Raw genomic sequence first — 26,778 nt, forward strand, 5'->3', positions numbered from 1 at the left:
CCCATGACTCTCCTCACCACCTGGCCCGAGAGCGGCCCGGACACCCAGGTGCGTCGTACCGCCGACCCGGCCGAGATCAGGGAGGCGCTCGCTCCGCTCGGGGTCCGTTACGAGCAGTGGCCGGTCCGCGAGGATGTGCCGGCCGACGCGGACAGCGACACCGTTTTCGCGGCGTACGGGACCGAGATAGAGAAGCTCAACGGGGAAGAGGGCTTCACCACCGTCGACGTGCTCGGCCTGCACCCCAGTGACGACCCGGAGTTCGAGGCGAAGGCCAAGGCCGCGCGGGAGAAGTTCCTGCAGGAGCACACGCACGACGACGATGACGAGGTCCGCTTCTTCGTCTCCGGATCCGGGATCTTCTATCTGCACGTGGACGGTGAGGTACACGCCGTGCTGTGCGAGAAGGGTGACCTGCTCGGGGTGCCGCGCGGCACGACGCACTGGTTCGACATGGGCACCCGTCCGTCGTTCACGGCGATCCGGTTCTTCCACGAGGAGGACGGCTGGATCGGGAACTTCACCGGCGACCGGATCGCCGACCGTTTCCCGGACTTCGACACGATCGCGGCGGGGCACCGGGCGTGAGTGTGCAGTTCGACGTGGACACCGTGGTGCTCGACATCGAGGGCACCACGAGCGCCACCGGGTTCGTGGTGGACGTGCTCTACCCGTACTCGCGGCGGCGCTTCGGTGCGCTTCTCGCGGAGCGCGGCGACGAGCCCGCGGTAGCGCGTGCGGCCTCGCAGGTCAGGGAGCTGCTCGGCGAACCGGACGCGGACGCGGCCCGTATCGAGCGGGCCCTGAACGACTGGCTGGACGAGGATCGCAAGGCCACCCCGCTCAAGACGCTGCAGGGCATCATCTGGGCGGAGGGCTTCGCACGCGGCGATCTCGTCTCGCACTTCTACGGGGACGTGCTGCCGGTGCTGCGTGCCTGGCACGCGGCCGGCTTCGGGCTGTCCGTCTACTCGTCGGGGTCGGTCGCGGCGCAGCGCGCATGGTTCGCGAGCAGTCCCGAGGGTGACCTGCTGGCGCTGGTCGGCGGTCTGTACGACACCGAGAACGCCGGGCCCAAGCAGGAGGCGGAGTCGTACCGCCGGATCACCGCGGCCCTCGGTGTGCCCGCCGGACGCACCCTCTTCCTCTCCGACCGGCCCGGTGAGCTGGACGCGGCGCGCGAGGCGGGCTGGCAGGCCGTCGGGGTCCGGCGTCCCGGAGAGCCGTACTACGAGCAAGGCGTCGGCGACCACCCCGAGGTGGGCACGTTCGACGAGATCGAGCTGAGCACGAGGAGCACACAGTGACCACACTCCAGCTGGAGGAGGCCGGGGCGGTCCTGGCCGCGGAGTCGGCGCGGTTCGCGTCGTTCGGCTGGATGCGCGGGACGTCGGGCAATCTGTCGGCCGTGCTGTCCCGTGATCCGCTGCGGCTCGCGGTCACCGCGAGCGGCCACGACAAGGGTGAACTGACGTCCAGGGACGTGGTGTTGGTCGACGGCGGCGGAGCGGCGGTGGACGGCGGCAAGCCATCGGCCGAGGCCGAACTGCACGCCCGGGTCGCGGAGTTGACCGGGGCGAACGCCGTCGTCCATGTACACACGGTGGCTTCCGTGGCGATGGGGCGGCGCGAGCCGGGCGGGATCGTCTTCCGGGATCTGGAGATGTTGAAGGGCGTCGGACAGCCCGCGCACGACGCCGAGGTGACGCTGCCGGTCATCGCCAACAGCCAGGACATGTCGGAGCTCGGCGACCGCCTGGAGGCGGCGCGCGACGAGCGGATGCCGGCAGTCGTGGTCGCCGGGCACGGCCTGTACGTATGGGGCGACACGCCGCGGCAGGCGCGACACCACACCGAGGTGGTCGAGTGGCTCCTCGAACTCGCCCTGACAGAGCGGTAGTTCGTACGCAGTGAGCGTTGCGGGGCCGGGTGGCCGGCCCCGCGCCGGTCAGGCCGGCCGATCCCCGGGCAGCTCACCGGCGGCAACTTCGAGCACTCCGCGTTCGGTGACGAGGCCGGTCACCAGTCGTCCCGGCGTCACGTCGAAGGCCGGATTGTGGCCGCGGGAGCCGGTGGGCGCGGTTCGGATGCCGCCCCATTCCAACACCTCGTCCTCGCCGCGGAGTTCGATGCGGATGGCGGAGCCGTCCGGTGTGCCGACGTCCACCGTGGTGGTCGGCGCGGCGACCAGGAACGGGATTCCCGCGTCCGCGCAGGCGAGGGCGACTCCCACGGTGCCGACCTTGTTGGCGGTGTCGCCGTTGGCCGCGATCCGGTCGGCGCCGACGATCGCGGCGTCCACCTCGCCGCGCAGGATGGTGCCCGCCGCGGCGCCGTCGGCCTGCACGTAGTGCGGAATTCCTTCCTGGACCAGTTCCCAGGCGGTCAGGCGCGAGCCCTGGAGCAGTGGCCGGGTCTCGTCGGCGTAGACGACCTCGACCAGGCCGCGGGCGTGCAGTTCACGTATGACGCCGAGGGCGGTGCCCCAGCCGGCGGTGGCGAGGGCGCCCGTGTTGCAGTGCGTGAGCAGGCGCAGCGGCCGGTCCGCGCTCACGCGCTTCAGCAGCCAGTCGGCGCCGTGGACGCCCATGGCACGGTTCGCCTCGACATCCTCGCGCTGTACGGCGGCCGCCTCGGCGAGGACGGTGTCCAGGCCCTCGGCGAGCCGGGCCGCGACCCGGTCGACACCGACCATCAGGTTGACGGCGGTGGGGCGGGCAGCGCGGATGCGGGCGATCTCCGCATCCAGCCGTTCGGCGCTCCAGCCCTCGCGTTCGCCCTGCAGCAGGGCGAGGGCGACGCCGTACGCGCCGGCCGCACCGATGGCGGGGGCGCCGCGCACCACGAGTCGTTGGATGGCGTCCACCAGGCCGTCGACGTTCTCGACCCGGAGGATCTCGGTGCGGTGCGGCAGGACGGTCTGGTCGATGAGGGCGAGTTCGCCGCCGGTCCACTGGACGGCGCGCAGCTCCTGGGACATGCGGATTCTCCTGAATCTCTGGACGCGGACCCGGCCGCGGGCGTGGCCGGCGGGACACGGCTGAGGGTGCGCGACACCGTACATGACCAGCGCGAACCACAGTTCGAGACGTTCGGGCAGGGGTGCGAAAAGCAGTGCTACCCTCCTGCTCCACCGCACCGGGACGACAACAAGGAGGAGGGCCCGTGCTGCTGACGATGCGCCGCTTCCTCGACTACGGCCGGTGCTCGAGCGCCGCCTGTCGCGGCTGAACTCGCCCCGCGCGCACGCCGGTTCCGCAGTCCTCCTCCCCGTAGCACCACGTCCGGAAGGCCCCGCCATGCCCCGTAGATCCCGCCCTCTCCAGTTCGCCGCACTGGCCGCCGGTACCGCTCTCGTCCTCACGGGCTGCAACGCCGCGGCCAAAAAGGGTGATTCAGGCGGATCGGACGCGAAGGGGTCGAAGGCGTTCACGCTCATCACCCCGGACCCGATCGGTCAGAACGAGTTCCTCAAGCTCGCCGTGAGCGGTGCGAAGGCGGCGGCGAAGGCGCACGGCGGCACGCACAAGGTGTACCAGAGCTCCGACACGGCCTCGCAGCAGCAGAATCTGCAGGCCGCGGTGGACGCCGCTCCGGACACCGTCGTCCTGGTCGGATTCGAGTTCGCGGACGCGGTGGCCCAGCAGGCCGAGGCGCACCCGAAGCAGCAGTTCCTGATGGTCGACGCCTGCACGAAGAAGACGTTCAAGAATGTCGCCTGTGCCACGTTCCGTGAGCACGAGGGAGTGTTCCTCGCGGGCGCGGAGGCGGGGCTGCTGAGCAAGAGCGGCAAGGTCGGCGCCGTCGACGTCCTGGACACACCGCAGTTCCGGCGCTACAGCGACCCGTTCGCGGCGGGCGCCAAGCACGTCGACGCCAAGGCCCGGGCCAGCACCCGGTTCGTGGGCGGACAGTCGCCGTTCGACGACTCGGCGCGCGCCAAGGAGCAGGCGGGATCGCTGATCTCCAAGGGCACCGACCACATCATGGCGGCGGCAGCGGCGGGCAATTACGGAGTGTTCGAGGCGGCGAAGGCCAAGAACACCTTCGCCTACGGCGTGGACGTCAACCAGTGCCCGTCCGCACCCGGCACGGTCGTCGACAACGTGGTCAAGCGCACCGACGTCGCCGTCCGCAAGGGCATCGACCACATCCTCGGCGGCGACGCGGGCAAGAACGTGTCCTACGGCCTCAAGGAGAGCGGCATCACCCTCACCGGCCTCGAGAACGACGTCGCCTCGTCGAAGTGTGTGATCGCGAAGCACCCTGACGTCCTGAAGAACGTCACCGGCCTGCGCGACCAGATCGTGGACGGGAAGCTGAAGGTCGATGACCCCGCCGCCTGATCCGGCCGAGACCGCCTTCGAACTCCGAGCCGTCACCAAGGAGTTCCCCGGCACCCTCGCCAACGACCGGGTCGACCTCTCGGTGCGCCGCGGCGAGATCCACGCCCTGATGGGCGAGAACGGCGCCGGCAAGTCGACGCTCATGTCCGTCCTTTACGGGATGCTGCGCCCCGATTCCGGCACGGTGAAGGTCGACGGACGCGAGGTGTCGTTCGCCTCACCGGGCGACGCGATGGCGGCCGGGCTCGGCATGGCGCACCAGAGCTTCAAGCTGTTCGACTCGCTGACCGTGACCGAGAACGTGGTGTACGGCTCCGAGCCGCGGCGCTTCGGCTTCGTCGACCGGGCGGCCGCGCGCCGCCGCGTCGCCGAGCTGGTCGAGACGCACGGCCTCGCGGTCGCCCCCGACGCCCGTGTCGGTGATCTGCCGGTGGGTGTGCGGCAGCGCGTGGAGATCCTCAAACTCCTGCACCGCGGCGCCCGCACGCTCATCCTCGACGAGCCGACCGCCGTCCTCACCCCGTCCGAGGCGGACGCCCTGTTCGCGGTGCTGCGCTCGCTCGCCGACGAGGGCCGCACGGTGGTTCTCGTCACTCACAAACTGCGCGAGGTCCTCGAGGGCAGCGACAACGTGACGGTGATGCGCGACGGCCGGGTCGTCGCGCGCCTGCGTACGCCGGACACCACGGCGGACGAGATCGCCGCGGCGATGACCGGGCGGGCGGTCGACCTCGACCGCGTCTACGAGCCCGGCGTGCCGGGCGACGAGGTCCTCGGTGTGTCGGGGCTCTCGGCGGCCGGTGTGCACGGGGCCGACCTCACGGTGCGGGCCGGCGAGATCGTCGGGATCGCCGGTGTGGCCGGCAACGGGCAGAGCGAACTGGTCGAGGCCCTCGCCGGGCTGCGCCCGCTCGCCTCGGGGCGGGTCACGCTCTGCGGGCTGGACATCACGCATGCCTCTGCGGCCCGTCGACGCGTCCAGGGACTCGCCTACGTACCGGAGGACCGGCACGCCGTCGGCACCGCACCGGCCGCATCCGTGGCCGACAACCTGGCGATGGGCCATCACCGGACTACCCTGTCCCACAAGGGAGTTCTGCTGCCGAAGTCGGTGCGCGCACACGCCCGGTCGCTGATCGAGCGGTTCGGCGTCAGGGCGTCCTCGCCGACGGTCGCTGCCGGCGCCCTGTCCGGCGGCAACCTGCAGAAGCTCCTGATCGGCCGCGAGATGGCCCATGACGCTCCGTTGCTGCTCGTCGAGCAGCCCACCCGCGGCGTCGACATCGGTGCGGTCCAGAACATCCACGAGCAGCTGATCGCGTACCGCGACGCGGGGCACGCGGTGCTGCTCGTGTCCGCCGAACTGAGCGAGGTACGCGGGCTCGCCGACCGGGTCCTCGTGATGTACGAGGGCCGGATCGTCGCCTCGTACCCGAAGGCGGAGGCGGACGAGCGGACGCTCGGGCTCGCGATGGCCGGCGGTACGGCGGTCGCGGCGGACCAGGACCCGGTGGTGCCCGCGCAGTCCACGGCGCCCGCAGAGAAGGGGGCCTGACGTGGCGACGACCCTGCCGGGGCCCGTGCGCGTGCTGCGCTCCCCCGTCTTCTTCTCCGTGGCCGCAGCGCTCGTGATCGGGGCGCTGTTCCTGATCGGCACCGGCGCGGACCCGCTGACCGCCTACCAGGCGGTGCTGACCGGTTCGCTCGGCTCGGACGGGATCGGCTCGACGCTGACCACCGGCACCAGCGTGCTCGGGATGGCGCTGTCGCTCGCGATCCCGTTGCGGGCCGGGCTCATCAACCTGGGCGGCGACGGCCAGTTGGTGCTCGGCGGCATCTCGGCCGCCGCGGTCGGTCTGTACTCGCCCCTGCCGGCGCCGCTCACCACAGTCCTCGCGGTGCTCGCCGGTATGGCGGGCGGTGCGCTGTACGCCGCGCTCGCCGCGGTGTGCGACATCAAGTTCGGCGTACCGCTGCTGGTGAGCAGCCTGCTCCTGTCGTATCCGGCTGGGTCCCTCGCCTCGTATCTGGTGCGCTATCCGCTCAAGGAGCCCGGTTCCAGCCTGCCGCAGACGAAGCCGCTTCCCGACGGTGTGGGACTGCCCGCGTTCGGGTCGTCCACGGTGACGCTCGGCCTCGTGCTCGTGGCGCTCGCCGCCGTCGCGTACTACGTCGTCGACTCGCGCACCACGGTCGGCTACGAGATGCGGATGACCGGACTCAACCGGCGTTTCTCCGCGTACGCGGGAGTCGAGCGGGGACGGCAGACGCTGCAGCTCATGGCGGTGTCGGGGGCCATCGCCGGGCTCGTCGGGGCGGTCGGGGTGCTCAGTTTCCCGTTCCGGTTCCTGGACGGGTCGCTGACCGCACCCGGCTACACCTGGACGGGTCTGACGGCGGCGCTGCTCGCGGCGGCCGCACCGGTCGGCACCGCGCTGGCCGCGTTCTTCTTCGCGGTGCTGCAGGTCGGCGGGCTCTCGATGGAGCGGACGACCGAGGTGCCGCGCGAGTTGACCCAGGTGCTGCAGGCGATCGTGATCGTGTTCCTGGCGGCGCGGCTGCGGATCACCTGGCGGCGCAAGAAGAGTGACGAACCCCAGAAGGCCGGCGTGTGATGTTCCTCGACTCCGATCTCGCCCTGTCGGCGCTGCGCGCCCTCACTCCGATCCTGCTCGCCGCGCTCGGCGGCGCGATCTGCGAACGGGCCGGCGTCTTCAACATCGGCCTCGAGGGCATGATGCTGATGGGCTGCTTCACGGCGGTGACCACCAGTTGGTTCACCGGCAGCCCGTGGCTCGGGGTGCTGGCGGCGGCGCTGGCCGCGGCCGCGTACTCCCTGATCCTCGCCGTCGGTGCGGTCACGCTCAAGGGGGACGCCGTGGTCCTCGGCGTCGCCATGAACCTCCTCGCGGTGGGTCTGACGAGCTTCCTGCTCCGTACGGTCTTCGGCGTGCAGGGCACCTTCGACGACCCCGACCTCGCGGGGCTCGGCGAGATCGCCGGGTTCTCGCCCCTGACCTGGCTGTCGTGGGGCGCGGTCGCGGTCGCGGCCGTACTGCTCTCCCGGCACGCCTGGGGGCTGCGGCTGCGCGGCGTCGGCGAGGCGCCCGAGGCGGCGGCGACCCTTGGAGTGAGCCCGGCGAAGTACAAGTACGGGGCGGTGCTCGCCTCCGGGGTTCTGTGCGGACTCGCGGGCGCTCAACTCGCCCTGGGCAACGTCACGTTGTTCTCCGAGAACATGACGGCCGGCCGTGGCTGGATCGCCGTGGTGGCCGTGATGCTGGGCCGTGCCCTGCCGCTCGGTGTGCTGCTCGCGGCCCTGCTCTTCGGGCTCGCGGAGGCCGCCGGCTTCCGGCTGCAGGGCCTCGGCCTGCCGCAGCAGGCGACGGACGCCGCGCCGTACGTCGTCACCCTGATCGCCCTCTTCCTGACCACGGCGAAGCGCCGCCGCAAGACTGGAGCCGTCGCATGAGTGCCCCCGCAGCCGACCTGTTGCCCATCACCCGGATACCGCGCACGGGACTGCCTCCCCGGGCGGTCGTCGTCGGCGACCCGGCTCGTGCGGCGGCCGTCGCCGACCTCCTCGAAGACGCGAAGGAGGTGTCGTACCACCGTGAGTACCGCGTGTTCAGCGGGAGTTGGCAGGGGCTTCCGGTGGTCGTCGCCTCGCACGGAGTGGGTGCGCCTGGCGCGATCCTGCTGTTCCAGGAGCTCGCGGACGCAGGGGTACGCACCCTCGTCCGGTTCGGTACGGCCGGTGCGATGCGCCGGGGCATCGGCGACGGTGACCTGGTCGTCGCGGAGGCCTGCGTGCGGGACGACGGGGTGACACATCAGCTGGTGCCCGCCGAGTACCCGGCGGTGTCCGCGCCCGAGGCGGTGCTGGCTCTGAGCCGCGCGGCGCGCGAGGCCGGTGCGCCGCACCACCGGGGCCTGGTGTGGACCAGGGCGGCGTTCCAGCCGGGCCTGATCCCGCTCGCCTCGTACGACAAGGCGGGGCTCGCGGCCATCGAGATGGAGCTGTCCGCGCTGTATGTGACGGCTTCGCTGCGCGGGCTGGTCGCGGGCGGCGTTCTCGTCGTGGACGGTGCGAACGCGGACGAGCTGGTGGACGAGGACTCCCCCTTCTCGGCCGGTGGCTACAACCCGCATCGGGACGTGGTCGCCGAGGGCGTGTCCCGCGGCAGCGCCGTCGCGTTGGATGCCCTGCGCCTGCTGGCCGAGGACGAGTCCCGGTGAGTGACGGCGAGGAACTGGACCTGCTCGTCCACGGCGGCACGGTGCTGACCGTCGACGCGGCATCGACGGTCGTCGAGGACGGTGCGGTCGCGGTCCGTGACGGAGCGATCGTGGCGGTCGGCCCGGCGGACGAGCTATGTGCCCGCTACTCCCCTGCCGACGAACTCCACGCCCGCGGCGGCCTGGTGATGCCCGGGCTCGTGAACACGCACACCCACCTCGCGATGACGCTGCTGCGCGGCAGTGCCGACGACGTGACGCTGCAGGAGTTCCTCGGCCGCGTGCTGCCCGCGGAGGCCCGGCTGCTCAACCCGGCGAACGTGACCGCGGCGGTCCGCCTGGCCGTGGCGGAGAGCATACGAGCGGGCGTGACCTCCGCGCTCGACATGTACTGGTTCCACGAGGCGGCCGAACAGGCGGCGCGCGAAGCGGGATGGCGGCTGCTCACCGGACCCACCTTCATGGACGTACCCGACCCGCCGGACTCGCGCGCCTACGGCACCCGACTCGACTGGGCGCGCCGGGACTTGGCCGCGCGGCCTTCGGGCACCCGGCCCGTCCTGTTCGCGCACTCGGCCTACACCCTGTCGCCCGAGCAGCTGGCCGAGATCTTCGCGCTCGGCCGGGAGTTCGGCGCGCTGATCCACATCCATGCCTCGGAGAATGCCGCCGAAGTCGCCACCGTCGAGGTCAAGCACGGTAAGCGTCCGGTCGAACTCCTCGATTCCCTCGGCCTGTTGGGGCCGGATGTGCTGCTCGCGCATGCCGTCGACCTGACCGGCGCGGAGATCGCCGCGCTCGCCCGCACCGGCACCTCCGTGGCGCACTGCCCGGTGTCGAACCTGAAGCTGGGCTGCGGAATCGCGCCCGTGCCGCGACTGCTGAGCGCGGGTGTCACGGTCGGGCTCGGCACCGACGGCGCCGTCAGCTCCAACACACTCGACGTGCTGGGCGCGGTGCGGCAGGCCGCCCTCGTGCACAAGGCGGACGGCGACCCGACCGCGGTCGGCGCCGAGCAGGCGGTGCGCATGGCGACGGCCGAGGGGGCACGCGCCCTCGGTCTCGGCGCCGAACTCGGCTCCCTGGAGGCCGGAAAACGCGCCGACCTGATCGTGATCGATCTGGACCGGCCGCACTTCGCCCCGCGCCACGACCCCTGGTCGATGCTCGCGTACGCGGCAGGGGCCTGCGACGTGCGGGACACCGTCGTCGACGGCAGAATCCTGATGCGCGACCGCGCACTCACCACCCTCGACGAAGGGTCCGTGGTCGCGGGTCTGGAGGGCATCGTATGACCGTCCGCGCCACCCGCGGCTTCGTCGGCCGCCCCCGTGTGCACAACCCCGGACTGCCGCCGGGACAGTACGACGCGGGCGACGACTGGCCGATCCTGTCGGCCGAGGTGACGCCGCAACTCGACGCGCAGGACTGGTCGTTCCGCATCGACGGCCTGGTCGACGAACCCCGCACCTGGACGTGGCCGGAGGTGCGGCAGCTGCCCACCACCCGCTACGAGGGTGACATCCACTGCGTGACGACCTGGTCCAAGTTCGGGGTGCGCTTCGGCGGGGTGCCACTGGACACGTTCCTCGACGCCGTACGCCCGGACGCGTCCGCCACGCATGTGGTGGCGTACTCGCACACGGGCTACACCACGAACCTCCCGATCGCCGATGTCACGGGCGGCCGCGCCTGGGTCGCACTCACCTACCAGGACGCGCCGCTGCCGCCCGAACACGGCGGCCCCGCACGGCTGTTGGTGCCTCACCTGTACTTCTGGAAGAGCGCCAAGTGGCTCGCCGGTCTGCGTCTCCTCGATCACGACGAGCCCGGATTCTGGGAGCAGAACGGCTATCACGCGCGGGGCAACCCCTGGGAAGAGCAGCGGTACGCAGGTGACTGAGACACCGACGGCCTCGACGCCCCGCACCCGATTCGCCGTACCCGGCAGGATCGTGGCCAGCAACCGCGCCGCCGCGACCTGGCAGCGCGCCCGTCTCACCGACATCCGCCGGGAGACGCCGGCGGCGTCGACGTTCCGGTTCGCGGTGCCCGGCTGGCAGGGCCATCTCCCGGGCCAGCACCTGATGATGCGCCTGACGGCCGAGGACGGCTACACGGCGCAGCGCCACTATTCGCTGGCCTCGGCGCCCGACGACTCCGGTCACATCGAGCTCACCCTCGACCACGTCGAGGGCGGTGAGGTGTCGGGGTACCTGCACACGCTCGCCAGGGCCGGTGACGAGGTGGAGGTGCGGGGCCCGCTCAGCGGCTTCTTCGCCTGGCCCGGCGACCGTCCCGCGCTCCTGCTCGGCGGGGGCTCGGGCGTGGTCCCGCTGATCTCGATGCTCCGCCACCACCGGCGTCACCGACTCGACGTACCGCTACGCCTGTTGGTGTCCGCACGCACCCGTGAGGAGCTGCTCTACGCAGACGAGTACGGGGACGAGACCACGGCCGTGTTCACCCGGGAGGGCGAGGGCCGGCGCCTGTCCGCGGACCATGTGGCGCCGCTCCTCGCGGCCGGAGCGCCTGAGTGGGAGGCGTACGTGTGCGGGTCCAACGCGTTCGCCGAACATGCCTCCCGATTGCTCGTCGACCTCGGGCAGCCGGTGGACCGGATCAGGATCGAACGCTACGGCTGACGCGCTCCGCCGCCCGGCGGGGGCACAGCGACCGGGCGGGGAGGAACGGGCGTCAGTGCGGCGCCGTGCGTGATTCCGTGACCGTGAGGACGTCCACCATGCGGTCGAGTCGTCTGCGCGCCAGTGCGGCGTCCGCCCGCGGCACCACGAGTTCGGCTCGCGCCCGGGCCGTACCGGACACCTCGTAGGTCAGCTCCCCCACCGGGATGGAGTTGAGGGTGGCCACGATGCGGCCGAGCGCCGCACCGCTGTGGCGGGCCGTCACGGTGAGCCGGCAGACCGGGCCGAGTTCGGGCCGCGTGGGGGTGCCAGGCGACGTCTCGGTGCCATCGTCCACGCCGTCCGGCACGCGCAGCAGGCCGTACGTGAACGCCTTCTGCAGCGCCTCGCAGGCGGCGGAGAGCACATTGTGGGAGACGCTCTCCGAGCGCCACAGTGCGTGTCCGTCGGTGACGCTGACCTCGACGCTGCTGCGGCCCGCGGTGCCGTGCCGGCTCTCGACGACGCGGATGGTGCAGTCGACCAGTTCGAGGCGCGCCACGTCCGGGTGGCTCGGCCGCAGCGCCTGGCGCAACGCCTGCTCGAGGGCGTTGACCGGGCCGTTGCCCTCGGCGGCCGCGACGGATCGCTCTCCGTGGACGAGGATCTTGACCGTCGCGTCGACCGCTCCCGGCGTGCGGGTGGCGTCCTCGGAGATCACACGCCACGACTCCCACTGGAACACCGGGTCGTCGAGCGCGGTTACGTCGTGATGCTTCATGGCGCGTGCTTCCTGTCTTGAGCTGCCGGGCGGAGGTCGCCGCCGGCATCGATGGCGAAAGCAAAAAGACCCCTCGCGGGATGCGAGAGGTCTGCGTGTGGGCGGTGCGCTCCTGGGAGGGTTGGCCTCCAGGTCACGTCGGCGCCGACACGCTGCAGCTAATAATGAGCTGGCACAGCATGGCGCAGATGCTGGCACACATCCTCCGGGACGGCAACGCCGGTCCGGATCCGCACACCCCGCCTCCCCCGCCGACTGTTCGTCGGTCGCGACGAACCCCGTACAAGCGCCTTGGTCGGAGCGACGAAGCGATCCGCGCTCGATGTGGCCTACCTTCCCGGCATCACCGGTTCGATTCCTCGGAAGTGGGGGCCTCCATGGCCACGTGGGATGAGCTCGTCCGTCGGTCCGAAACACCGGCCCGGCCGCTCGGCCTCGACGCGGATCGGCGGTGCGGCGCATGAGGAAGCCGATGCAGAGCGCCGCGCGTACCGCCTCGATCGCGACGGCCGCGGCCCTGGTGCTCAGCGGTTGCGGCGGTTCGTCCGGCAGTGGCGACGGGAAGCCGGCCGACGGCGGGACGTTCACCATGGCGTACCCGTCCGATCCGGGCACTCTCGACCCCGCGAAGACGGTCATGTCGATCGCCATCGGCGTCAACCGCTATGTGTACGACCCGCTGATCCACCTCGGCGACAAGGGCGAGCCGGTCGCCGGTCTGGCGGGCAAGTGGGAGGCGACGAACACCGAGGCGAACTTCACCCTCAGGTCCGGTGTCACGTGCTCGGACGGTTCGGCCCTGACCGCGGGCGACGTGGCGAAGAACATCAACTACATCGGTGACCCGAAGAACAAGTCACCGCTCGCGGGCGTGTACGTCCAGCCGGGCACCAAGGCGAAGGCCGACGAGGACAAGCGCACCGTCACCGTCACCAGCGGCGCCCCCGACGCGTTCCTGCTGCGCAGTGTCGGCTCCGTCCCGATCGCCTGCGGCAAGGGCCTTGCCGACCGCAAGTCGCTCGCCAAGGGCGGCAAGGGCTCCGGCACCGGCATGTTCACCATGTCCGAGGTCGTCCCGGGCGACCACTACACGCTGACCCGGCGCAAGGACTACAGCTGGGGCCCGGGCTCGTTCGACGCCAAGGCGAAGGGGCTGCCGGACAAGGTGACGATCCGGATCATCCCCAACGAGTCCACCACCGCGAACCTGCTGCTCTCCGGTGAGGTCAACGCCGCCCCGGTCTCCGGCCCCGAGCAGAAGCGGCTGTCCGCTCAGAAGCTGTTCAGCGCCGACGTCCAGGCACCGCTGGGCCAGATGTACTTCAACCAGAACGGCGGCAGGCCGGGTGCGGACGAGGCCGTACGGCGGGCACTGGTCGGGGCGTTGGACCTGCCCGAGGTGGGCAAGGTGATCTCCAACGGCACCGGTAGGCCGGCAACGGGCCTGGTGACACGCGACACGCGCGCGTGCACCGGCGACACGGTCAGCGGCGGCCTCCCCGACCACGACGTCGCGGCCGCCAAGTCCGCACTGGACAAGGCGGGTTGGAAGCCGGGCTCCGGCGGCGTCCGGGCCAAGGACGGCAAGAAGCTGAAGCTGAGCCTGATGTACGGCACCCAGATGGGCCCGACCGCGGCCGCCGGCGCCGAGCTCGTCCAGAAGGAGTGGAAGAGCCTGGGCGTCGACGTGAAACTGCAGCCGGTGGACAGCCCAGGACTGAACAGCGCACTGTTCGGCAGCGGTGACTGGGACGTGTCGATGGGGCCGGTCGCGGTCACCTCGCCGACCCAGCTGGTCCCCTTCATGGCCGGTCGGTCGGCACCCGAGGGCGTCAACTTCGCGGGGGTGGACAACGCCCCGTACGAGGCGCACGTCAAGAAGGCGTCGGCCAAGGTCGGCGAGGCCAGTTGCCCGGACTGGCAGAAGGCGGAGAAGGCGCTGATCGGCGACCTCGATGTGGTGCCGTACTACGACTCGCTCACTCCGGCCTTCGGCAAGGGCGCCCGCTTCAAGCTCAGCGAGGGCGCGATCGTCCCGTCCTCGGTCCGTATGTACAACGACTGAAGGCCTCTCGATGACGACTGCGACGGTCGAAGCACCGACGTCGACGCCGGCCGCGGGCACTCCCGGCCGGCGGAGCAACCGGTGGCTGGTGTTCGCCGGACGGCGCGCGGTCCGGCTCGTGGGCTCCCTGTGGGTCCTGGTCACCGCGGCGTTCCTGATGATCCATCTGATTCCCGGTGATCCGGTACGTGCCGCACTCGGCATGACCGCCACACTGGAGCTGGTGCAGGCACGGCGCACGGAGCTCGGTCTGGACAACCCGCTGTGGCAGCAGTATCTGGACTTCCTCAAGGGGCTGTTCACCGGGGAGCTCGGGACGTCCACGATCAGCAGTCTGCCGGTGTCCGAGGTCGTCGGGGAGAGACTGCCGGCCACGCTCGAGTTGGCCGGGCTCGCCTTCCTGGTGGCGCTCGCGGTGGCGATCCCGCTCGGGACGGTGATGGCGGCGCTCACCCGGGGCGGCCGACGGCGGGGCGGGGAGCTGGCGTTCACCTCGGTGAGCGTGCTGCTGGCCGCGGTCCCGGAGTTCCTCCTGTCCGTGCTGCTGGCGTACGTCTTCGGGGTGCAGTTCGGCTGGTTCCCGGTCGCCGGTCGGGAAGGGCCCGCCTCGTACGTGCTGCCGGTGCTCGCGCTGTCGATCGGGCCTGCCGCGATCCTGGCGCGGATCGGACGGGTGGAGATGCTGTCCGTGCTCGGCGCCGACTACGTGCGCACCGCACGGTCCAAGCGGCTCCCCTCCCGCCTGGTGTACATGCGGCACGCGCTTCCCAACGCCCTGACCGCGACGCTCACCCTGGGCGGCCTGCTGCTCTCCGCCCTGGTCGCGGGCACGGTGCTGGTGGAGAACGTGTTCGCCTGGCCGGGGCTCGGCTCGACCATCGTGCAGTCGATCCAGCAGAAGGACTATCCGGTCGTCCAGGGCATCGTCCTGGTCTACGGAGCCGGGGTGCTGGTGATCAACCTGCTGGTCGATGTGCTGCTTGCCGTGCTGGACCCGCGATCCACGATCAAGGAGGGCTGATGTCCGCACGTGAGTCCCGATGGGCCGCGGTCGTCCGCACTCCCGTCGGCCGGTGCGCGGCGGTGCTGCTGCTCGCGGTGGTCGCACTGGCGGTGCTCGCGCCCATGCTGTGGGGCGACCGCGCGACAGTGGTCGACACCTCCGCCGTTCAGCAGGGCCCTTCGTCCGCCCATCTCCTGGGTACGGACACACTCGGTCGCGACATCCTCTACCGGGTTCTGGTCGCCACGCGGCTGTCCGTGCTGCTCGCGGTCGCGGCCACGGTCCTGGGTGTGGTGCTCGGTCTGATCCTGGGCACGGCGCCCTCGGTGCTGCCGCGCCGTTCGGGACGTGTGGTGACCTGGGTGGTGCACACGGCGGTCGCGTTTCCCGCGCTGCTGCTCGCCCTGTTCTTCGCGGTGATCTTCGGGGTGGGCACCACGGGGGCGGTCCTGGCGATCGGTCTGGCGACGGCACCGTCGTTCGCCCGGCTCACCCAGACGCTCTCGGCCTCGGTGGCGGGCCAGGACTTCATCGCGGCGGCCCGGGTGGCCGGGATCGGCCGCATCCGGATGCTGGTACGGCACATCCTGCCGAACATCGCCGAACCGCTGGCCGTGAACGCCACGATCGGTGCCGGTTCCGCACTGCTCGCCTTCGCCGGACTGTCGTTCCTCGGTCTGGGTGTGCAGGCACCGGACTACGACTGGGGACGGCTCCTGGGAGAAGGGCTGACGCGGATCAGCCTCACTCCGGCGCCCGCGCTCGCGCCGTGTCTCGCGGTGGTGGTCACCGGGCTCGCGTTCAACCTCTTCGGCGAGGCGGCGGCCGCGGCACTCGGGGTGCGCACCCTGTCGGCGCGCGGCGCCGGCAAGCAGGCGAGCCCGACCCCGCTCACGCGCAACGAGGTTGAGCGCGGCTCGGAAGAAGCGGTGCTCGCGGTGCGCGATCTCCGGGTGTCCTTCCCGGGGCCCGTCGAGCCGGTGCGCGGGGTGAGTTTCGCCGTACGCCCCGGGGAAGCGGTCGGGGTGGTCGGTGAGTCCGGCTCCGGCAAGAGCCTCACCGCGCTCGCCGCCGCCCGGCTCATCGAATCGCCCGGCGAAGTGACCGCCGAACGCCTCGAGTTCGCGGGAACGGAGCTGCTCGGCGCCTCGGACCGAGAGCTCGCTCCGCTGCTCGGAGGCCGGCTGGCGATGGTCTTCCAGGACCCCATGACCTCGTTCAACCCGGTCCTGAGCGTGGGCCGGCAGCTTGCCGAAGTCGCCGAACAGCACCGGGAGATGTCGCGCGGTGAGGCTCTGGCACGTGCGGTGGACCGGCTGCGCGGGGTGCGGGTGCCGGCGCCGGAGCGCAGGGCCGAGCAGTATCCGCACGAGTTCTCGGGCGGCATGCGGCAGCGGGCGATGATCGGCATGGGCCTGATGGGCAGCCCTCGGCTGATCATCGCCGACGAGCCGACGACAGCGCTCGACGTCACGGTGCAGCAGCAGGTCCTGCGTCTGCTCGCCGACGTCCGCGCGATCGAGGGCACCGCGCTGCTGCTGATCAGCCACGACGTCACGGTGGTCGCGCAGACCTGCGACCGGATCCTGGTGATGTACGCGGGCCGGATCGTCGAAGAGCTGCCCGCCGAGGGGCTGTTCGAGTCCGCGCGGCACCCGTACACACGGGCTCTGCTCGCCGCCGTGCCGGATCTGGACACCGACCGGGACAGCCCGCTGCCGGTGATCCCCGGGCGTCCGCCGGAGCCCGACCGGGTGCCGTTCGGCTGCGCGTTCGCACCACGCTGCCCGCGCGCCCGGGACCGCTGCCTCGGCGAGGACCCGGAGCTCGCCACCGACACCGACGGCCACCGGGTCGCCTGCTGGTACCCCGTGGCGGACGGCGAACCGGCCGAGAAGGCCGCGACAGGAGGTACGGCATGAGCCGGCTCGTCTTCGACGGGGTGAGCGTGCGCTACGGGCACGGCCGACAGGCGCTGACCGCCGTGGACGGGGCGAGCCTGACCGTGCCGTCCGGTCAAGTCGTGGGTCTGGTCGGGGAGTCGGGCTCGGGGAAGTCGACCCTGGCACGGTCCGCCGTGGGTCTGGCCCCGGTCGGCGCGGGCCGTGTGCTCCTCGACGACACCGATGTGACGCGCCTTCGCGGGCGGCACCGCCCCCTGCAGATGATCTTCCAGGATCCGTATGCCTCGCTCGATCCGCGGATGACCATCGGCGACTCCATCGCCGAGGCGATCCCCCGGCATGCGGTACGCGGCCGTGCCGGCCGCCGGGCCGAGGTCGCCCGGCTGCTCGATCAGGTCAATCTGGATCCCGACCGCGCGGCGATGCTGCCGAGCCGACTGTCCGGCGGGCAGCGCCAACGGGTCGGTATCGCCCGGGCGTTGGCGGGCAGGCCGGAGGTCGTCATCGCGGACGAGATCACCTCGGCGCTCGATGTGTCCGTCCAGGGGACCGTGCTCAACCTCTTCCGCGAGGTGCAGCGCCGGCTGAACCTGACCACGCTGTTCATCACCCACAACCTGGCCGTGGTGCGGCATGTCAGTGACCACATCGCGGTGATGCACCTCGGCCGGATCGTCGAGTCCGGGCCCACGGACGAGATCCTCGCGAACCCGCGGCACCCGTACACCCGTGAGCTGCTGGCCGCCGTTCCCCGCCGTGCCGCGGCTTCGCCCGGTGGCGGGGATCCGGGTGCGCAGCAGCTGGTGTCCGCGGAGCCGGCCGACCCGCATCACCCGCCGGGCGGCTGCCGCTATCACCTGCACTGTCCGGTCGGCCCGCTGGTCCGCGACGACCGGGAGCTGTGCCGCTCCCGTGATCCCGGCGCGGACGCGGAGTCACGCCCGCATCGCGCGGCCTGCCACTTCGTGTCGACACCGAGCCTGATATCCGCGCCACCAGGGAAAGCTTCGTAACCCGCACCTCTGCCGTATCCGCACCGTCCACGAGGAGACAGCCCGCCTTGACGCGACACATGGGCATCGACGATCTCTATTCCATCGCTCTGCCGGAGCAGCCGACGCTGTCACCGGACGGCACGCGCCTGGTGTACGTCCTGCGCGCCGCCGACCGCGAACACGACCGGGACAACCGGGAGTTGTGGACCGTACCGACCGCATCAGGTGCGGCGCGGCGACTCACCCGCGGTCCGGCCGACACGGCGCCCGCCTGGTCACCCGACGGCACCCGAGTCGCCTTCCTGCGGGGCGGCGACGGGCCGGCCCAGGTGTGGCTGCTGCCCGCCGACGGCGGAGAGCCGGAGCAGGTCACGGAACTGCCGCTCGGAGCCGGCGCGCCCGCGTGGAGTCCGGACGGCACCGCGCTCGCCTTCACTGCTCCCGTCGACCGGCAGGAGTCGCCTCGGTCGGCGACGCCACCGCCCCTGGTGGTGGACCGCCGAGGCCACAAGGCGGACGGCACCGGCCTGTTGGGCACGGTCCGCAGCCATCTGCACGTCCTCGACCTCGACGGTCGGCAGGTACGGCAAGTCACCGACGGCGACTGGCACGCCGGTGCTCCGGCCTGGTCTCCCGACGGCCGGGGCCTCGCGTTCTGCGCGGCGCGCGGCGCATCCGCCGAACTGACGCTGCGCTCCGAGGCGTACGTGGTCGACGTGGCCTCCTCCGCAGCGGGCAGGCCGCGGCGCGTCGGTGGTGCCGAGGGCGTCGCAGGGGCCGTCACCTGGACCGCCGAGGGCGACGCCCTGCTGGTGGTGGGCCGGACCGACACCTCGCTCGGCCACGCGAACCTGCTGCGGGTGCCCTTGGACGGCGGCGCCACGGTCGACCTCGCCGCCGGTCTCGACCGCAATGTGATGGCGGGCGGGCCCGGCTACCCGGGCGCGCTGCCGCGGGTCGCCGACGACGGCCGTACCGTGCTCTTCTGCGTGCGGGACCGCGGCTGCAGTCAGCTGTACGCGGTGGACGTGACCGGTGGTGCTCCGCGGCTCCTCGTGGGCGGTACCGACCGCTTCGTCTCCGGCTTGTCGGCCGCGAAGGACACAGCCGTCGTCGTCCTGACGAGGCCCGACGCCTACGGCGAGATCGTGGCCGTCGAGCTGTCCACCGGCCGCGAGCAGACACTCACCCGGCACGGCGAGGCGCTCGCAGGTGTGGAGCTGTTCCCCGCACGGGAACGGGAGTTCACGATCTCGGACGGCACCACCGTGCACGGCTGGCTGCTGCGCGATCCGGACCGCACGGGCCCCGCGCCGCTCCTCCTGGACATCCACGGCGGCCCGCACAACGCGTGGAACGGAGCGGCCGATCCCGCGCACCTGTACCACCAGGAGCTGGTCGCCCGCGGCTGGTCGGTGCTCCTGCTGAATCCGCGCGGCAGCGACGGCTACGGCGAGGACTTCTTCACCGCCGTCTTCGGGGCCTGGGGCAAGGCGGACGCACAGGACTTCCTCGAACCGCTGGACACCCTGGTCGCCGAGGGCACGGCCGATCCTGCGCGGCTCGCGGTGGCGGGGTACAGCTACGGCGGCTTCATGACCTGCTATCTGACCGGCCACGACAACCGCTTCGCCGCGGCGGTCGCCGGCGGCGTCGTCAGCGATCTGACGAGTATGTGCGGCACCAGCGACGAGGCGCAGTGGCTGGCGGTCACCGAACTGGGCGGCCATCCCTGGGCCGACCGCGAGCGGTACGCCGAACTCTCCCCGTACTCCCACGTGGACAAGGTGCGCACGCCGACGCTCGTCCTGCACGGCGCCGAAGACGAACGCTGCCCGGTCGGACAGGCGGAGCAGTGGTTCAACGCGCTGAGCACGCAGGGCGTGCCCACTCAACTGGTGCTCTACCCGGGCGGTGCGCATGTGTTCCTGCTGGACGGCCCGCCCTCGCACCGCACCGACCTCTCGCGGCGCATCGTGGACTGGGTGGAACACCATGCCGGTACGTCCGGGGCGTCCGCTTCTGGGCAGGTGGCCGCTCGTCCCGTGGATGTGCCGTACTGGCAGCGGCGGTTGACCGAGCTGGCGGAGCGGCACCGGGTTCCGGGCGCGGTCCTGGGCATCTCCCGCGGAGAGCACAGCGGCGTGGCCGCGCACGGAGTGCTCAACAGGGACACCGGAGTGACCACCACACCGGACTCCCTCTTCCAGATCGGGTCCATCACGAAGGTGTGGACGGCCACCCTGGCCATGCAACTCGTCGACGAGGGCAAGCTCGACCTGGACGCACCGGTCGCCGATGTTCTGCCGGAGCTGCGTCTGTCCGATCCAGAGGTCGCACGGCAGGTGACCATGCGGCATCTGCTGACGCACTCCAGCGGCATCGACGGGGACGTGTTCACGGACACCGGCCGCGGCGACGACTGCCTGGAACTGTTCACCGGCCGGCTGGACGAGGCCGCGCAGAATCATCCGCTGGGCGCCACCGTCTCGTACTGCAACTCCGGGTTCGTACTGGCCGGACGGGTCGTCGAGAAGCTGACCGGCATGAGCTGGGACCGTGCCCTGAGCGAGCGGCTGTGTGCACCGCTGGGGCTGGAGCGCACCGTCACACTGCCGGAGGAGGCGCTCCGTTTCCGCACCGCGATGGGCCATGCCTCCGAGGGCGATCAGCCGCCCCGTCCGGCTCCGGCCTGGGGTCTGCCGCGCTCCGCGGGGCCTGCGGGCCTGATCACCGCGACCGCCGGCGACGTCCTGGCCTTCGCGCGCCTGCATCTGGCCGGCGGCACCGCCCCGGACGGGACACGGCTGCTCTCCGAGCGCGCGGCGCGGGCGATGACGGCGAAGGAGGTGGACGTACCGGACGTCCACCTGCTCGGGGACTCCTGGGGCCTGGGCTGGATCCGCTTCGGCTGGGGCGGTGACCGGCTGATCGGCCACGACGGCAACACGATCGGCCAGTCGGCGTTCCTGCGTCTGCTGCCCGAGCAGGATCTCGCCGTCACCCTCCTGACCAACGGAGGAGCGGCGCAGGACCTGTACCGGGAGCTGTTCGGGGAGATCTTCGCGGAACTGGGCGGCGTGACCATGCCCGAGCCGCTGCGGCCGCCGGCCGTCCCGGTGCCGGTGGACGCCGGCCGCCTGGTCGGACACTACGAGCGGGCCGGGACGCGCATCGACGTCCTGGAGGGCGAGGACGGTCTGCTGCTGCGGTACACGACGACGGGCCCGCTCGCCGACCTCGTGCCGGACCCGGTCCGCGAGACCGCGCTGGTGCCCGTCTCGGACAGCCTGTTCCTCGTGCAGTACGCCGGCAGCCCGGCCTGGGTCCCGGTGACGTTCTACTCCCTGCCCACCGGCGAGCGCTATGTGCACCACGGTATGCGCGCGACCCCGAAGGTGTCCTGACATGCAGCCCTACGACAGTGACGGGTCCGGCGGTGCGGTGGAGGTCGCCCCGTTCGAGGCCGCACTGCCCGCCGTCGTCGAGGACATCGGGCGCCTGGTGCGCACCGAGTCGCCGTCGTCCGACCTGGAGTCGGTGGCGCGCAGCGCGGAAGTGGTCGCGGAGCTCGGGGCCCGCCATCTCGGCGTGCGGCCGGAGGTGATCGTCCTCGACGGCCGTACCCATCTGCGCTGGCGTCTGGGCGCGGGGCCGCGGCGGGTGCTGCTGCTCGGACACCACGACACGGTGTGGCCGCTCGGCTCGCTCGCCGCCCGGCCCTTCTCGGTGCGGGACGGTGTGCTGCGCGGGCCGGGCTGCTTCGACATGAAGACCGGCCTGGTGATGGCGTTCCACGCGCTGGGGGCGCTCGACTCGGTGGACGGGGTGACCCTGCTCGTCACCGGGGACGAGGAGCTCGGCTCGCCGTCCTCACGGGAGTTGATCGAGCGCGAAGCGGCCGGATGTGCTGCCGCGCTGGTCCTGGAGGCGGCCGCGGAGGGCGGGGCCCTCAAGACCGAGCGCAAGGGCGTCTCGCTGTACGAGGTACGGGTCGGCGGCCGGGCCGCGCACGCGGGCCTCGAACCGGAGGCCGGGGTGAACGCCGGTATCGAGACCGCCCACCAGCTCCTCGCCGTCGCCGCGCTCACCGACAGCACCTCGGGAACCACCGTCACCCCGACCGTCCTCTCCGCCGGTACGACCACCAACACCGTCCCCGCCGACGGCCGGTTCGCGGTGGACGTACGCGTACGGGAGGTTGCCGAACAGGCCCGGGTCGACGCGCAGTTGAGGGGGCTGCGGCCCGTCCTGGAAGGCGCGGGCGTGGAGGTGACCGGCGGCCCGAACCGCCCGCCGCTGTCGCGGGACGCGTCGGAGGAGCTGTACCGCACCGCCGGGCGTCTGGCGGACCGGCTCGGTCTGGCTCCGCCGGCTTCCGCCGCGGTGGGCGGGGCCTCGGACGGCAACTTCACCGCGGGCGTCGGGATCCGGACGCTCGACGGCCTCGGGGCGGTGGGAGGCGGCGCGCACGCCGAGCACGAGCATGTGCTCGTCGGTGAGATTCCGTCCCGTACCGCCTTGCTCGCGGCGCTGGTGCAGGACGTGCTCGAGGCCGACTCCGGTGCGGATCAAGGGAGTTCGGCGACAGCGATCGGGGAGAACACACGATGAGCGACATACCCGCCCCCGTGGCACTCGGCTCGCCGGCCGTCGACGAGCGGCTCGTGGCCGACGCGGAGGCCGCGGCGGACGCGGCGGCCCGCGCGGCGGGCTGCCGGGTGCGGCCGATCGGCGACCTGGCGGACCTGGAGGCGGCCTGCGGGCTCTTCGAGGGGATCTGGAAGCCGGACGGCGACAACGCCCTGGCAACGCCCGAGTTGCTTCGGGCGATGGACAAGGCCGGCAGTTATGTCGCGGCCGCCTTCGACGGGACCCGGGACGACGAACTGGTCGCCGCCTGCATCGGCTTCTTCGGTCCGCCGCCCGACGGCGCACTGCACAGCCACATCGCGGGGGTGTCGGCCCGGATCCGGGGCCGCAGCGTCGGATTCGCCCTCAAGGCGCACCAGCGCAGCTGGGCGCTGCGGCGCGGCACGACGCAGGTCTCCTGGACGTTCGATCCGCTGGTGCGGCGCAACGCCTACTTCAACATCGGCAAGCTGGCCGCGCTGCCGGCGCAGTATCTGCCGGACTTCTACGGCCGGATGAACGACGGCATCAACGGCGCCGACGCCACCGACCGGCTCCTGGTGGCGTGGGAGTTGGCGGCCCCTGACGTCGCCGCGGCCTGCCACGGCCTGCCGAGGAACGCCGAGCCCTGGGACCCCTCGGCCGGCGCCGCCCTGGACATCACGGCTGACGGACGGCCCGTCGTCGCGGGAGCCACCGGTGCGCGTACCCGCGTCGCCGTACCGGCCGACATCGAACAACTGCGCCGCACCGACCCGCATTGCGCCGCCGCGTGGCGGGCCGCGCTGCGGGACGCCCTCGGCGGACTGCTCGCGGACGGGTGGCAGGTGACGGGCTTCGACCGCACCGGCTGGTATCTGCTCGAACGACCCGACCGAAAGGACGCACAGTGAAGTTGACCGGGGTCGAGATCCGGGAGATCAGGCTGCCGCTGGTGGCCCCCTTCCGTACCTCCTTCGCCACCCAGACCGAGCGCTCCGCGCTGGTGCTGCGCGCGGTGAGCGACGAGGGCGAAGGGTGGGGCGAGTGCGTGGCGATGGCGGACCCGCTGTACTCGTCCGAGTACGTCGCCGCGTCCGCCGATGTGCTGCGCCGTTTCCTCGTCCCGGCTCTCGGCCGCCGCGAGCGTCTGGACGGTGCGGCGGTCGGCCGCGCCCTGGAGCCGTTCCGTGGCCACCGGATGGCGAAGGCCGCGCTCGAAATGGCGGTCCTCGACGCCGAGTTGCGGTCGAGGGGCGTGCCGCTGGCGCGTGAGCTGGGTGCCGTGCACGACCGGGTTCCGTGCGGGGTGTCGGTCGGCATCATGGACTCGGTGCCGCAACTCCTCGACGCGGTCGCCGGGTATCTCGACGAGGGCTACGTGCGTATCAAGCTCAAGATCGAGCCCGGCTGGGACGTGGAGCCCGTCCGGGCGGTACGCGAGCGGTTCGGCGACGACGTGCTGCTCCAGGTCGACGCCAACACCGCGTACACGCTCGCCGACACGCGGCATCTGGCCCGCCTCGATCCGTTCGACCTGCTGCTGATCGAGCAGCCGCTGGAGGAGGAGGACCTCCTCGGCCACGCGGAACTCTCCAAGGCCATCACCACGCCGGTCTGCCTGGACGAGTCGATCACCTCCGCGCGCTCCGCCGCGGCCGCGATCACGCTCGGCGCGTGCAGTGTCGTCAACGTCAAGCCCGGCCGGGTCGGCGGCTATCTGGAGGCACGTCGTATCCATGACGTGTGCGCGGCCCACGGAGTGCCCGTGTGGTGCGGCGGCATGCTGGAGACCGGGCTCGGGCGTGCGGCCAACGTCGCGCTGGCGGCGCTGCCCGGTTTCACGCTGCCGGGCGACACCTCGGCCTCGGACCGCTACTACCGGACCGACATCACCGCGCCGTTCGTCCTCGCCGACGGGCATCTGCCGGTTCCGGACGGTCCCGGGCTCGGTGTCACGCCCGACCCGGACGTCCTGAAGGAGGTCACGGTAGACACCCAGTGGGTGCCGGTGTGAACGGGCCTCTTGTCGCGGACGACGAACGGAGAACACAATTCCGGTACTGCCGACGAACGGTGGGCTGACCGCGCGCGGGCGGCTGGTGCGCAGGTCAGGGAGCGGAGGAGCCAGGTGACAGTGGGCTTGAACACCCAACCACGGGCCGGCCTGCGACGTGTCCTCGAGGACCTCGGCACCACGCTGCTCGACCTGGTCTGCGGGGATCCGGAGCGGGCGGACGCCATCGGCGGCGTGGTCATCCACGATCCGCTGGACGAACCCGCACTGCCGCGCCATGCCCTGGTCCTGGGAGTCAGTGTGCACGGGGCGTCGGACATCGCCGGACTGCTGACCTCGCTCGGCGAGGCCGGGGCGGCGGCGCTGGTGGTCCGCTCCCCCGCGCCGAGCGACGCGGCGGTCACTCAGGCCGCGGAGCGTTCCGGAGTCGCACTGCTCGCGCTCACCCGGGGTGCTTCCTGGGCGCAACTCGCCGCGTTGCTCCGCTCGTTGCTCGCGGACGGCGATGTGGGGGAAGCGGAGCCGCAGACGCTCGGCGGCACTCCGTCCGGCGATATGTTCGCCCTGGCCAACGCGGTCGCGGCGCTCCTCGACGCGCCCGTCACCATCGAGGACCGCAGCTCCCGGGTCCTGGCGTTCTCCGGCCGTCAGGACGAGGCCGACGCCTCCCGGGTGGAGACGGTCCTCGGCCGGCAGGTGCCCGAGCGTTTCACTCGGCTGCTCGAGGACCGCGGCGTCTTCCGCGACCTGTACCGCAGCGACCAGCCCGTCCTGGTCAGACCGGCGGACACGGAAGGGTTCGACATCCCCCGGGTCGCGATAGCGGTGCGCGCGGGGGACGAGATCCTCGGTTCCATCTGGGCCGTCGTGGACTCCGCACTGAGCCCGCAGCGCACCCAGGCCCTGCACGACGCGGCCAAACTGGTCGCTCTGCACATGCTGCGCCTGCGGGCCGGAGCGGACGTGGAACGCCGGCTCCGCGCCGACCTTTTGTCCACCGCGCTCGAGGGCGGGCCGGGCACGTCCGAGGCGCTCGGTCGCCTGGGGCTCTCCGACTACGCCGGGGTGGTCCTGGCCCTCGCCGTCCCCGATCCGCCCGCGCCGTCCGGCTCGACCGATCTGCATGCCCGGCACGCGGCGGAGCGCCAGCGTCTGACGGACGCGTTCGCGATGCACCTCTCCGCGCTCCATGCCCGCGCGGCCACGGCCCTGATCGGCGACGTGGCGTACGGCATCCTGCCGGTCCCGCAGCATCAGACGGACGCGGAGGAGAACGCGGTGCGGGTCGCCGCGGACTTCCTGACCCGGGTCGGCGACCGTATGACCCCGCTGATCGGTGTCGGCACCGTCGCCCGGGACCGCGGCGCTCTCGCCCGCTCCCGGGACGGCGCGGACCGGGCTCTGCGGGTGCTGCGGGCCGGCGGGAGCGCTCGTCGGCACGCCCATATCTCGGACGTCCACGTCGAGGCGCTGCTGCTCGACCTGGCGGACCTCGCGGCCGAGCGGGGCGACCCGCCGACCGGTCCTCTTGCGCGGCTGCTCGCCTACGACCGGCGGCACGACTCCACACTGGTGGAGACGTTGCGGAGTTGGCTGAACAGCTTCGGTGACGTCCCCGCCGCGGCCGAGGCGATGTACGTGCACCAGAACACCTTCCGGTACCGGCTGCGTCGCGTGACGGAGGTCGCCGAGACCGACCTGACCGACCCGGACACGCGTTTCGCGCTCATGCTGCAACTGCGCCTGTTGCAGCTGCCGGGCCCGTCCGGGCGATGACGTCGACGCCGCTTCGAAGGGCACCGTGGCCCGCCGCCGGGACCGGCCGGCGTGGCACCGTCCGCCGCCGGCCAGGCCGTGGTGGTCCACATGCCCGAGCGGTCCGGCAGCACGCAGGGGCGAGACGGCTCGTCGTCGCCACGGCCGCGGTCGTGAGTGTCGCCGCCGACTCCCATCGGCCCGATGTCCGCGGCCGGCCCGGCGGTCATCGGGCTGCCTCCGCACGGGACGCGGGCTGGTGCCCTCGCACGAACCACGCCATCCGGGTTCGGCGGGAGCGACGAAGCTGCGCCCGCGCCGCCTGCCCTACCTTGCGGACAGAACTGGTCCGGTGCCTCGGAGGGGGAATTCCCGTGTCGACATGTACGGAACTTCGAGGAGTGGATACGGGTGCGGTCGACCGCACCGATTCCTGCC

The 26,778-nt window shown here is 72.0% G+C and carries 22 protein-coding genes; 20 read left to right on the forward strand and 2 right to left on the reverse strand.

The window, feature by feature from the left end:
- Window positions 1-3: 3 nt before the first annotated feature.
- From DSC45_RS21325 to mtnB, 3 genes are read left to right on the forward strand one after another with little or no spacing between them, the layout of a single operon-like run.
- The gene (locus DSC45_RS21325; protein WP_119293375.1) at window positions 4-588 is read left to right on the forward strand and encodes a 1,2-dihydroxy-3-keto-5-methylthiopentene dioxygenase; all 585 of its coding nucleotides are present in this window, start codon (window positions 4-6) and stop codon (window positions 586-588) included.
- Window positions 585-1,307 carry an acireductone synthase gene (gene mtnC / locus DSC45_RS21330; RefSeq protein WP_119293377.1) on the forward strand — a complete coding sequence of 241 codons (723 nt, stop codon included), beginning with the start codon at window positions 585-587 and terminating at the stop codon, window positions 1,305-1,307. The genes DSC45_RS21325 and mtnC overlap by 4 nt, the downstream gene beginning before the upstream one ends.
- On the forward strand, window positions 1,304-1,900 hold the full coding sequence (gene mtnB / locus DSC45_RS21335) for a methylthioribulose 1-phosphate dehydratase (RefSeq protein ID WP_119293378.1): 597 nt from the start codon (window positions 1,304-1,306) through the stop codon (window positions 1,898-1,900). The genes mtnC and mtnB overlap by 4 nt, the downstream gene beginning before the upstream one ends.
- A 48-nt stretch (window positions 1,901-1,948) precedes the next feature.
- On the opposite strand, the gene mtnA is transcribed toward mtnB, so the two are convergent.
- Window positions 1,949-2,980, reverse strand: a complete 1,032-nt coding sequence (mtnA, locus tag DSC45_RS21340) for an S-methyl-5-thioribose-1-phosphate isomerase (protein ID WP_119293380.1) — start codon at window positions 2,978-2,980, stop codon at window positions 1,949-1,951.
- Between the two features lie 319 nt (window positions 2,981-3,299).
- Between mtnA and DSC45_RS21345 the strand changes: the two genes are divergently transcribed.
- The 8 genes from DSC45_RS21345 to DSC45_RS21380 are packed head-to-tail and all read left to right on the forward strand — an operon-like array spanning window position 3,300 to window position 11,230.
- The gene (locus DSC45_RS21345) at window positions 3,300-4,346 is read left to right on the forward strand and encodes a BMP family ABC transporter substrate-binding protein (RefSeq protein ID WP_119293382.1); all 1,047 of its coding nucleotides are present in this window, start codon (window positions 3,300-3,302) and stop codon (window positions 4,344-4,346) included.
- Window positions 4,330-5,901 (forward strand): ABC transporter ATP-binding protein, encoded by a 1,572-nt coding sequence (locus DSC45_RS21350; RefSeq protein WP_119293384.1) that lies wholly within the window; start codon window positions 4,330-4,332, stop codon window positions 5,899-5,901. Before DSC45_RS21345 ends, DSC45_RS21350 begins: the two co-directional genes overlap by 17 nt.
- 1 nt (window position 5,902) lies before the next feature.
- Window positions 5,903-6,961, forward strand: a complete 1,059-nt coding sequence (locus DSC45_RS21355; protein ID WP_240434766.1) for an ABC transporter permease — start codon at window positions 5,903-5,905, stop codon at window positions 6,959-6,961.
- Entirely contained in the window at window positions 6,961-7,818 is an 858-nt protein-coding gene (locus DSC45_RS21360; protein WP_119293386.1) for an ABC transporter permease, read from the forward strand. The genes DSC45_RS21355 and DSC45_RS21360 overlap by 1 nt, the downstream gene beginning before the upstream one ends.
- On the forward strand, window positions 7,815-8,585 hold the full coding sequence (locus DSC45_RS21365; RefSeq protein ID WP_119293387.1) for a nucleoside phosphorylase: 771 nt from the start codon (window positions 7,815-7,817) through the stop codon (window positions 8,583-8,585). The genes DSC45_RS21360 and DSC45_RS21365 overlap by 4 nt, the downstream gene beginning before the upstream one ends.
- On the forward strand, window positions 8,582-9,880 hold the full coding sequence (locus DSC45_RS21370) for an amidohydrolase (protein WP_119293389.1): 1,299 nt from the start codon (window positions 8,582-8,584) through the stop codon (window positions 9,878-9,880). Before DSC45_RS21365 ends, DSC45_RS21370 begins: the two co-directional genes overlap by 4 nt.
- A complete protein-coding gene (locus tag DSC45_RS21375) occupies window positions 9,877-10,488 on the forward strand; it encodes a sulfite oxidase-like oxidoreductase (protein WP_119293390.1) in 612 nt (203 codons plus the stop codon). The genes DSC45_RS21370 and DSC45_RS21375 overlap by 4 nt, the downstream gene beginning before the upstream one ends.
- Window positions 10,481-11,230, forward strand: a complete 750-nt coding sequence (locus tag DSC45_RS21380; protein ID WP_119293392.1) for a ferredoxin reductase — start codon at window positions 10,481-10,483, stop codon at window positions 11,228-11,230. The genes DSC45_RS21375 and DSC45_RS21380 overlap by 8 nt, the downstream gene beginning before the upstream one ends.
- Before the next feature lie 52 nt (window positions 11,231-11,282).
- Here the strand turns inward: DSC45_RS21380 and DSC45_RS35800 are convergent, their stop codons facing one another.
- Window positions 11,283-11,990, reverse strand: a complete 708-nt coding sequence (locus DSC45_RS35800; protein WP_162929294.1) for an alpha-isopropylmalate synthase regulatory domain-containing protein — start codon at window positions 11,988-11,990, stop codon at window positions 11,283-11,285.
- Between the two features lie 460 nt (window positions 11,991-12,450).
- On the opposite strand from DSC45_RS35800, the gene DSC45_RS21390 reads away from it, so the two are divergent.
- The 9 genes from DSC45_RS21390 to DSC45_RS21430 all read left to right on the forward strand — a co-directional run bounded on the left by DSC45_RS21390 (window position 12,451) and on the right by DSC45_RS21430 (window position 26,361).
- Complete coding sequence (locus DSC45_RS21390) at window positions 12,451-14,055, forward strand: ABC transporter substrate-binding protein (RefSeq protein WP_240434767.1); 1,605 nt, start codon at window positions 12,451-12,453, stop codon at window positions 14,053-14,055.
- 10 nt (window positions 14,056-14,065) lie between these two features.
- Window positions 14,066-15,076, forward strand: a complete 1,011-nt coding sequence (locus DSC45_RS21395; RefSeq protein ID WP_119293397.1) for an ABC transporter permease — start codon at window positions 14,066-14,068, stop codon at window positions 15,074-15,076.
- Entirely contained in the window at window positions 15,076-16,980 is a 1,905-nt protein-coding gene (locus DSC45_RS21400) for a dipeptide/oligopeptide/nickel ABC transporter permease/ATP-binding protein (RefSeq protein ID WP_119293398.1), read from the forward strand. Before DSC45_RS21395 ends, DSC45_RS21400 begins: the two co-directional genes overlap by 1 nt.
- Window positions 16,977-17,975 (forward strand): ABC transporter ATP-binding protein, encoded by a 999-nt coding sequence (locus tag DSC45_RS21405; RefSeq protein WP_119293400.1) that lies wholly within the window; start codon window positions 16,977-16,979, stop codon window positions 17,973-17,975. The genes DSC45_RS21400 and DSC45_RS21405 overlap by 4 nt, the downstream gene beginning before the upstream one ends.
- A 47-nt stretch (window positions 17,976-18,022) precedes the next feature.
- Window positions 18,023-21,364: a serine hydrolase gene (locus DSC45_RS21410; protein ID WP_119293402.1), complete on the forward strand. Its 3,342-nt coding sequence runs from the start codon at window positions 18,023-18,025 to the stop codon at window positions 21,362-21,364.
- A 1-nt stretch (window position 21,365) separates the two neighbouring features.
- Complete coding sequence (locus DSC45_RS21415) at window positions 21,366-22,571, forward strand: M20 family metallopeptidase (protein WP_205571388.1); 1,206 nt, start codon at window positions 21,366-21,368, stop codon at window positions 22,569-22,571.
- Entirely contained in the window at window positions 22,568-23,482 is a 915-nt protein-coding gene (locus DSC45_RS21420) for a GNAT family N-acetyltransferase (RefSeq protein ID WP_119293404.1), read from the forward strand. Before DSC45_RS21415 ends, DSC45_RS21420 begins: the two co-directional genes overlap by 4 nt.
- Window positions 23,479-24,585, forward strand: a complete 1,107-nt coding sequence (gene menC / locus DSC45_RS21425) for an o-succinylbenzoate synthase (RefSeq protein WP_119293406.1) — start codon at window positions 23,479-23,481, stop codon at window positions 24,583-24,585. Before DSC45_RS21420 ends, menC begins: the two co-directional genes overlap by 4 nt.
- A gap of 126 nt (window positions 24,586-24,711) precedes the next feature.
- Window positions 24,712-26,361, forward strand: a complete 1,650-nt coding sequence (locus DSC45_RS21430) for a PucR family transcriptional regulator (RefSeq protein WP_119293712.1) — start codon at window positions 24,712-24,714, stop codon at window positions 26,359-26,361.
- Window positions 26,362-26,778: the final 417 nt, after the last annotated feature.

The sequence above is a fragment of the Streptomyces sp. YIM 130001 genome (assembly GCF_003574445.1).
Taxonomy (GTDB): Bacteria; Actinomycetota; Actinomycetes; order Streptomycetales; family Streptomycetaceae; genus Streptomyces.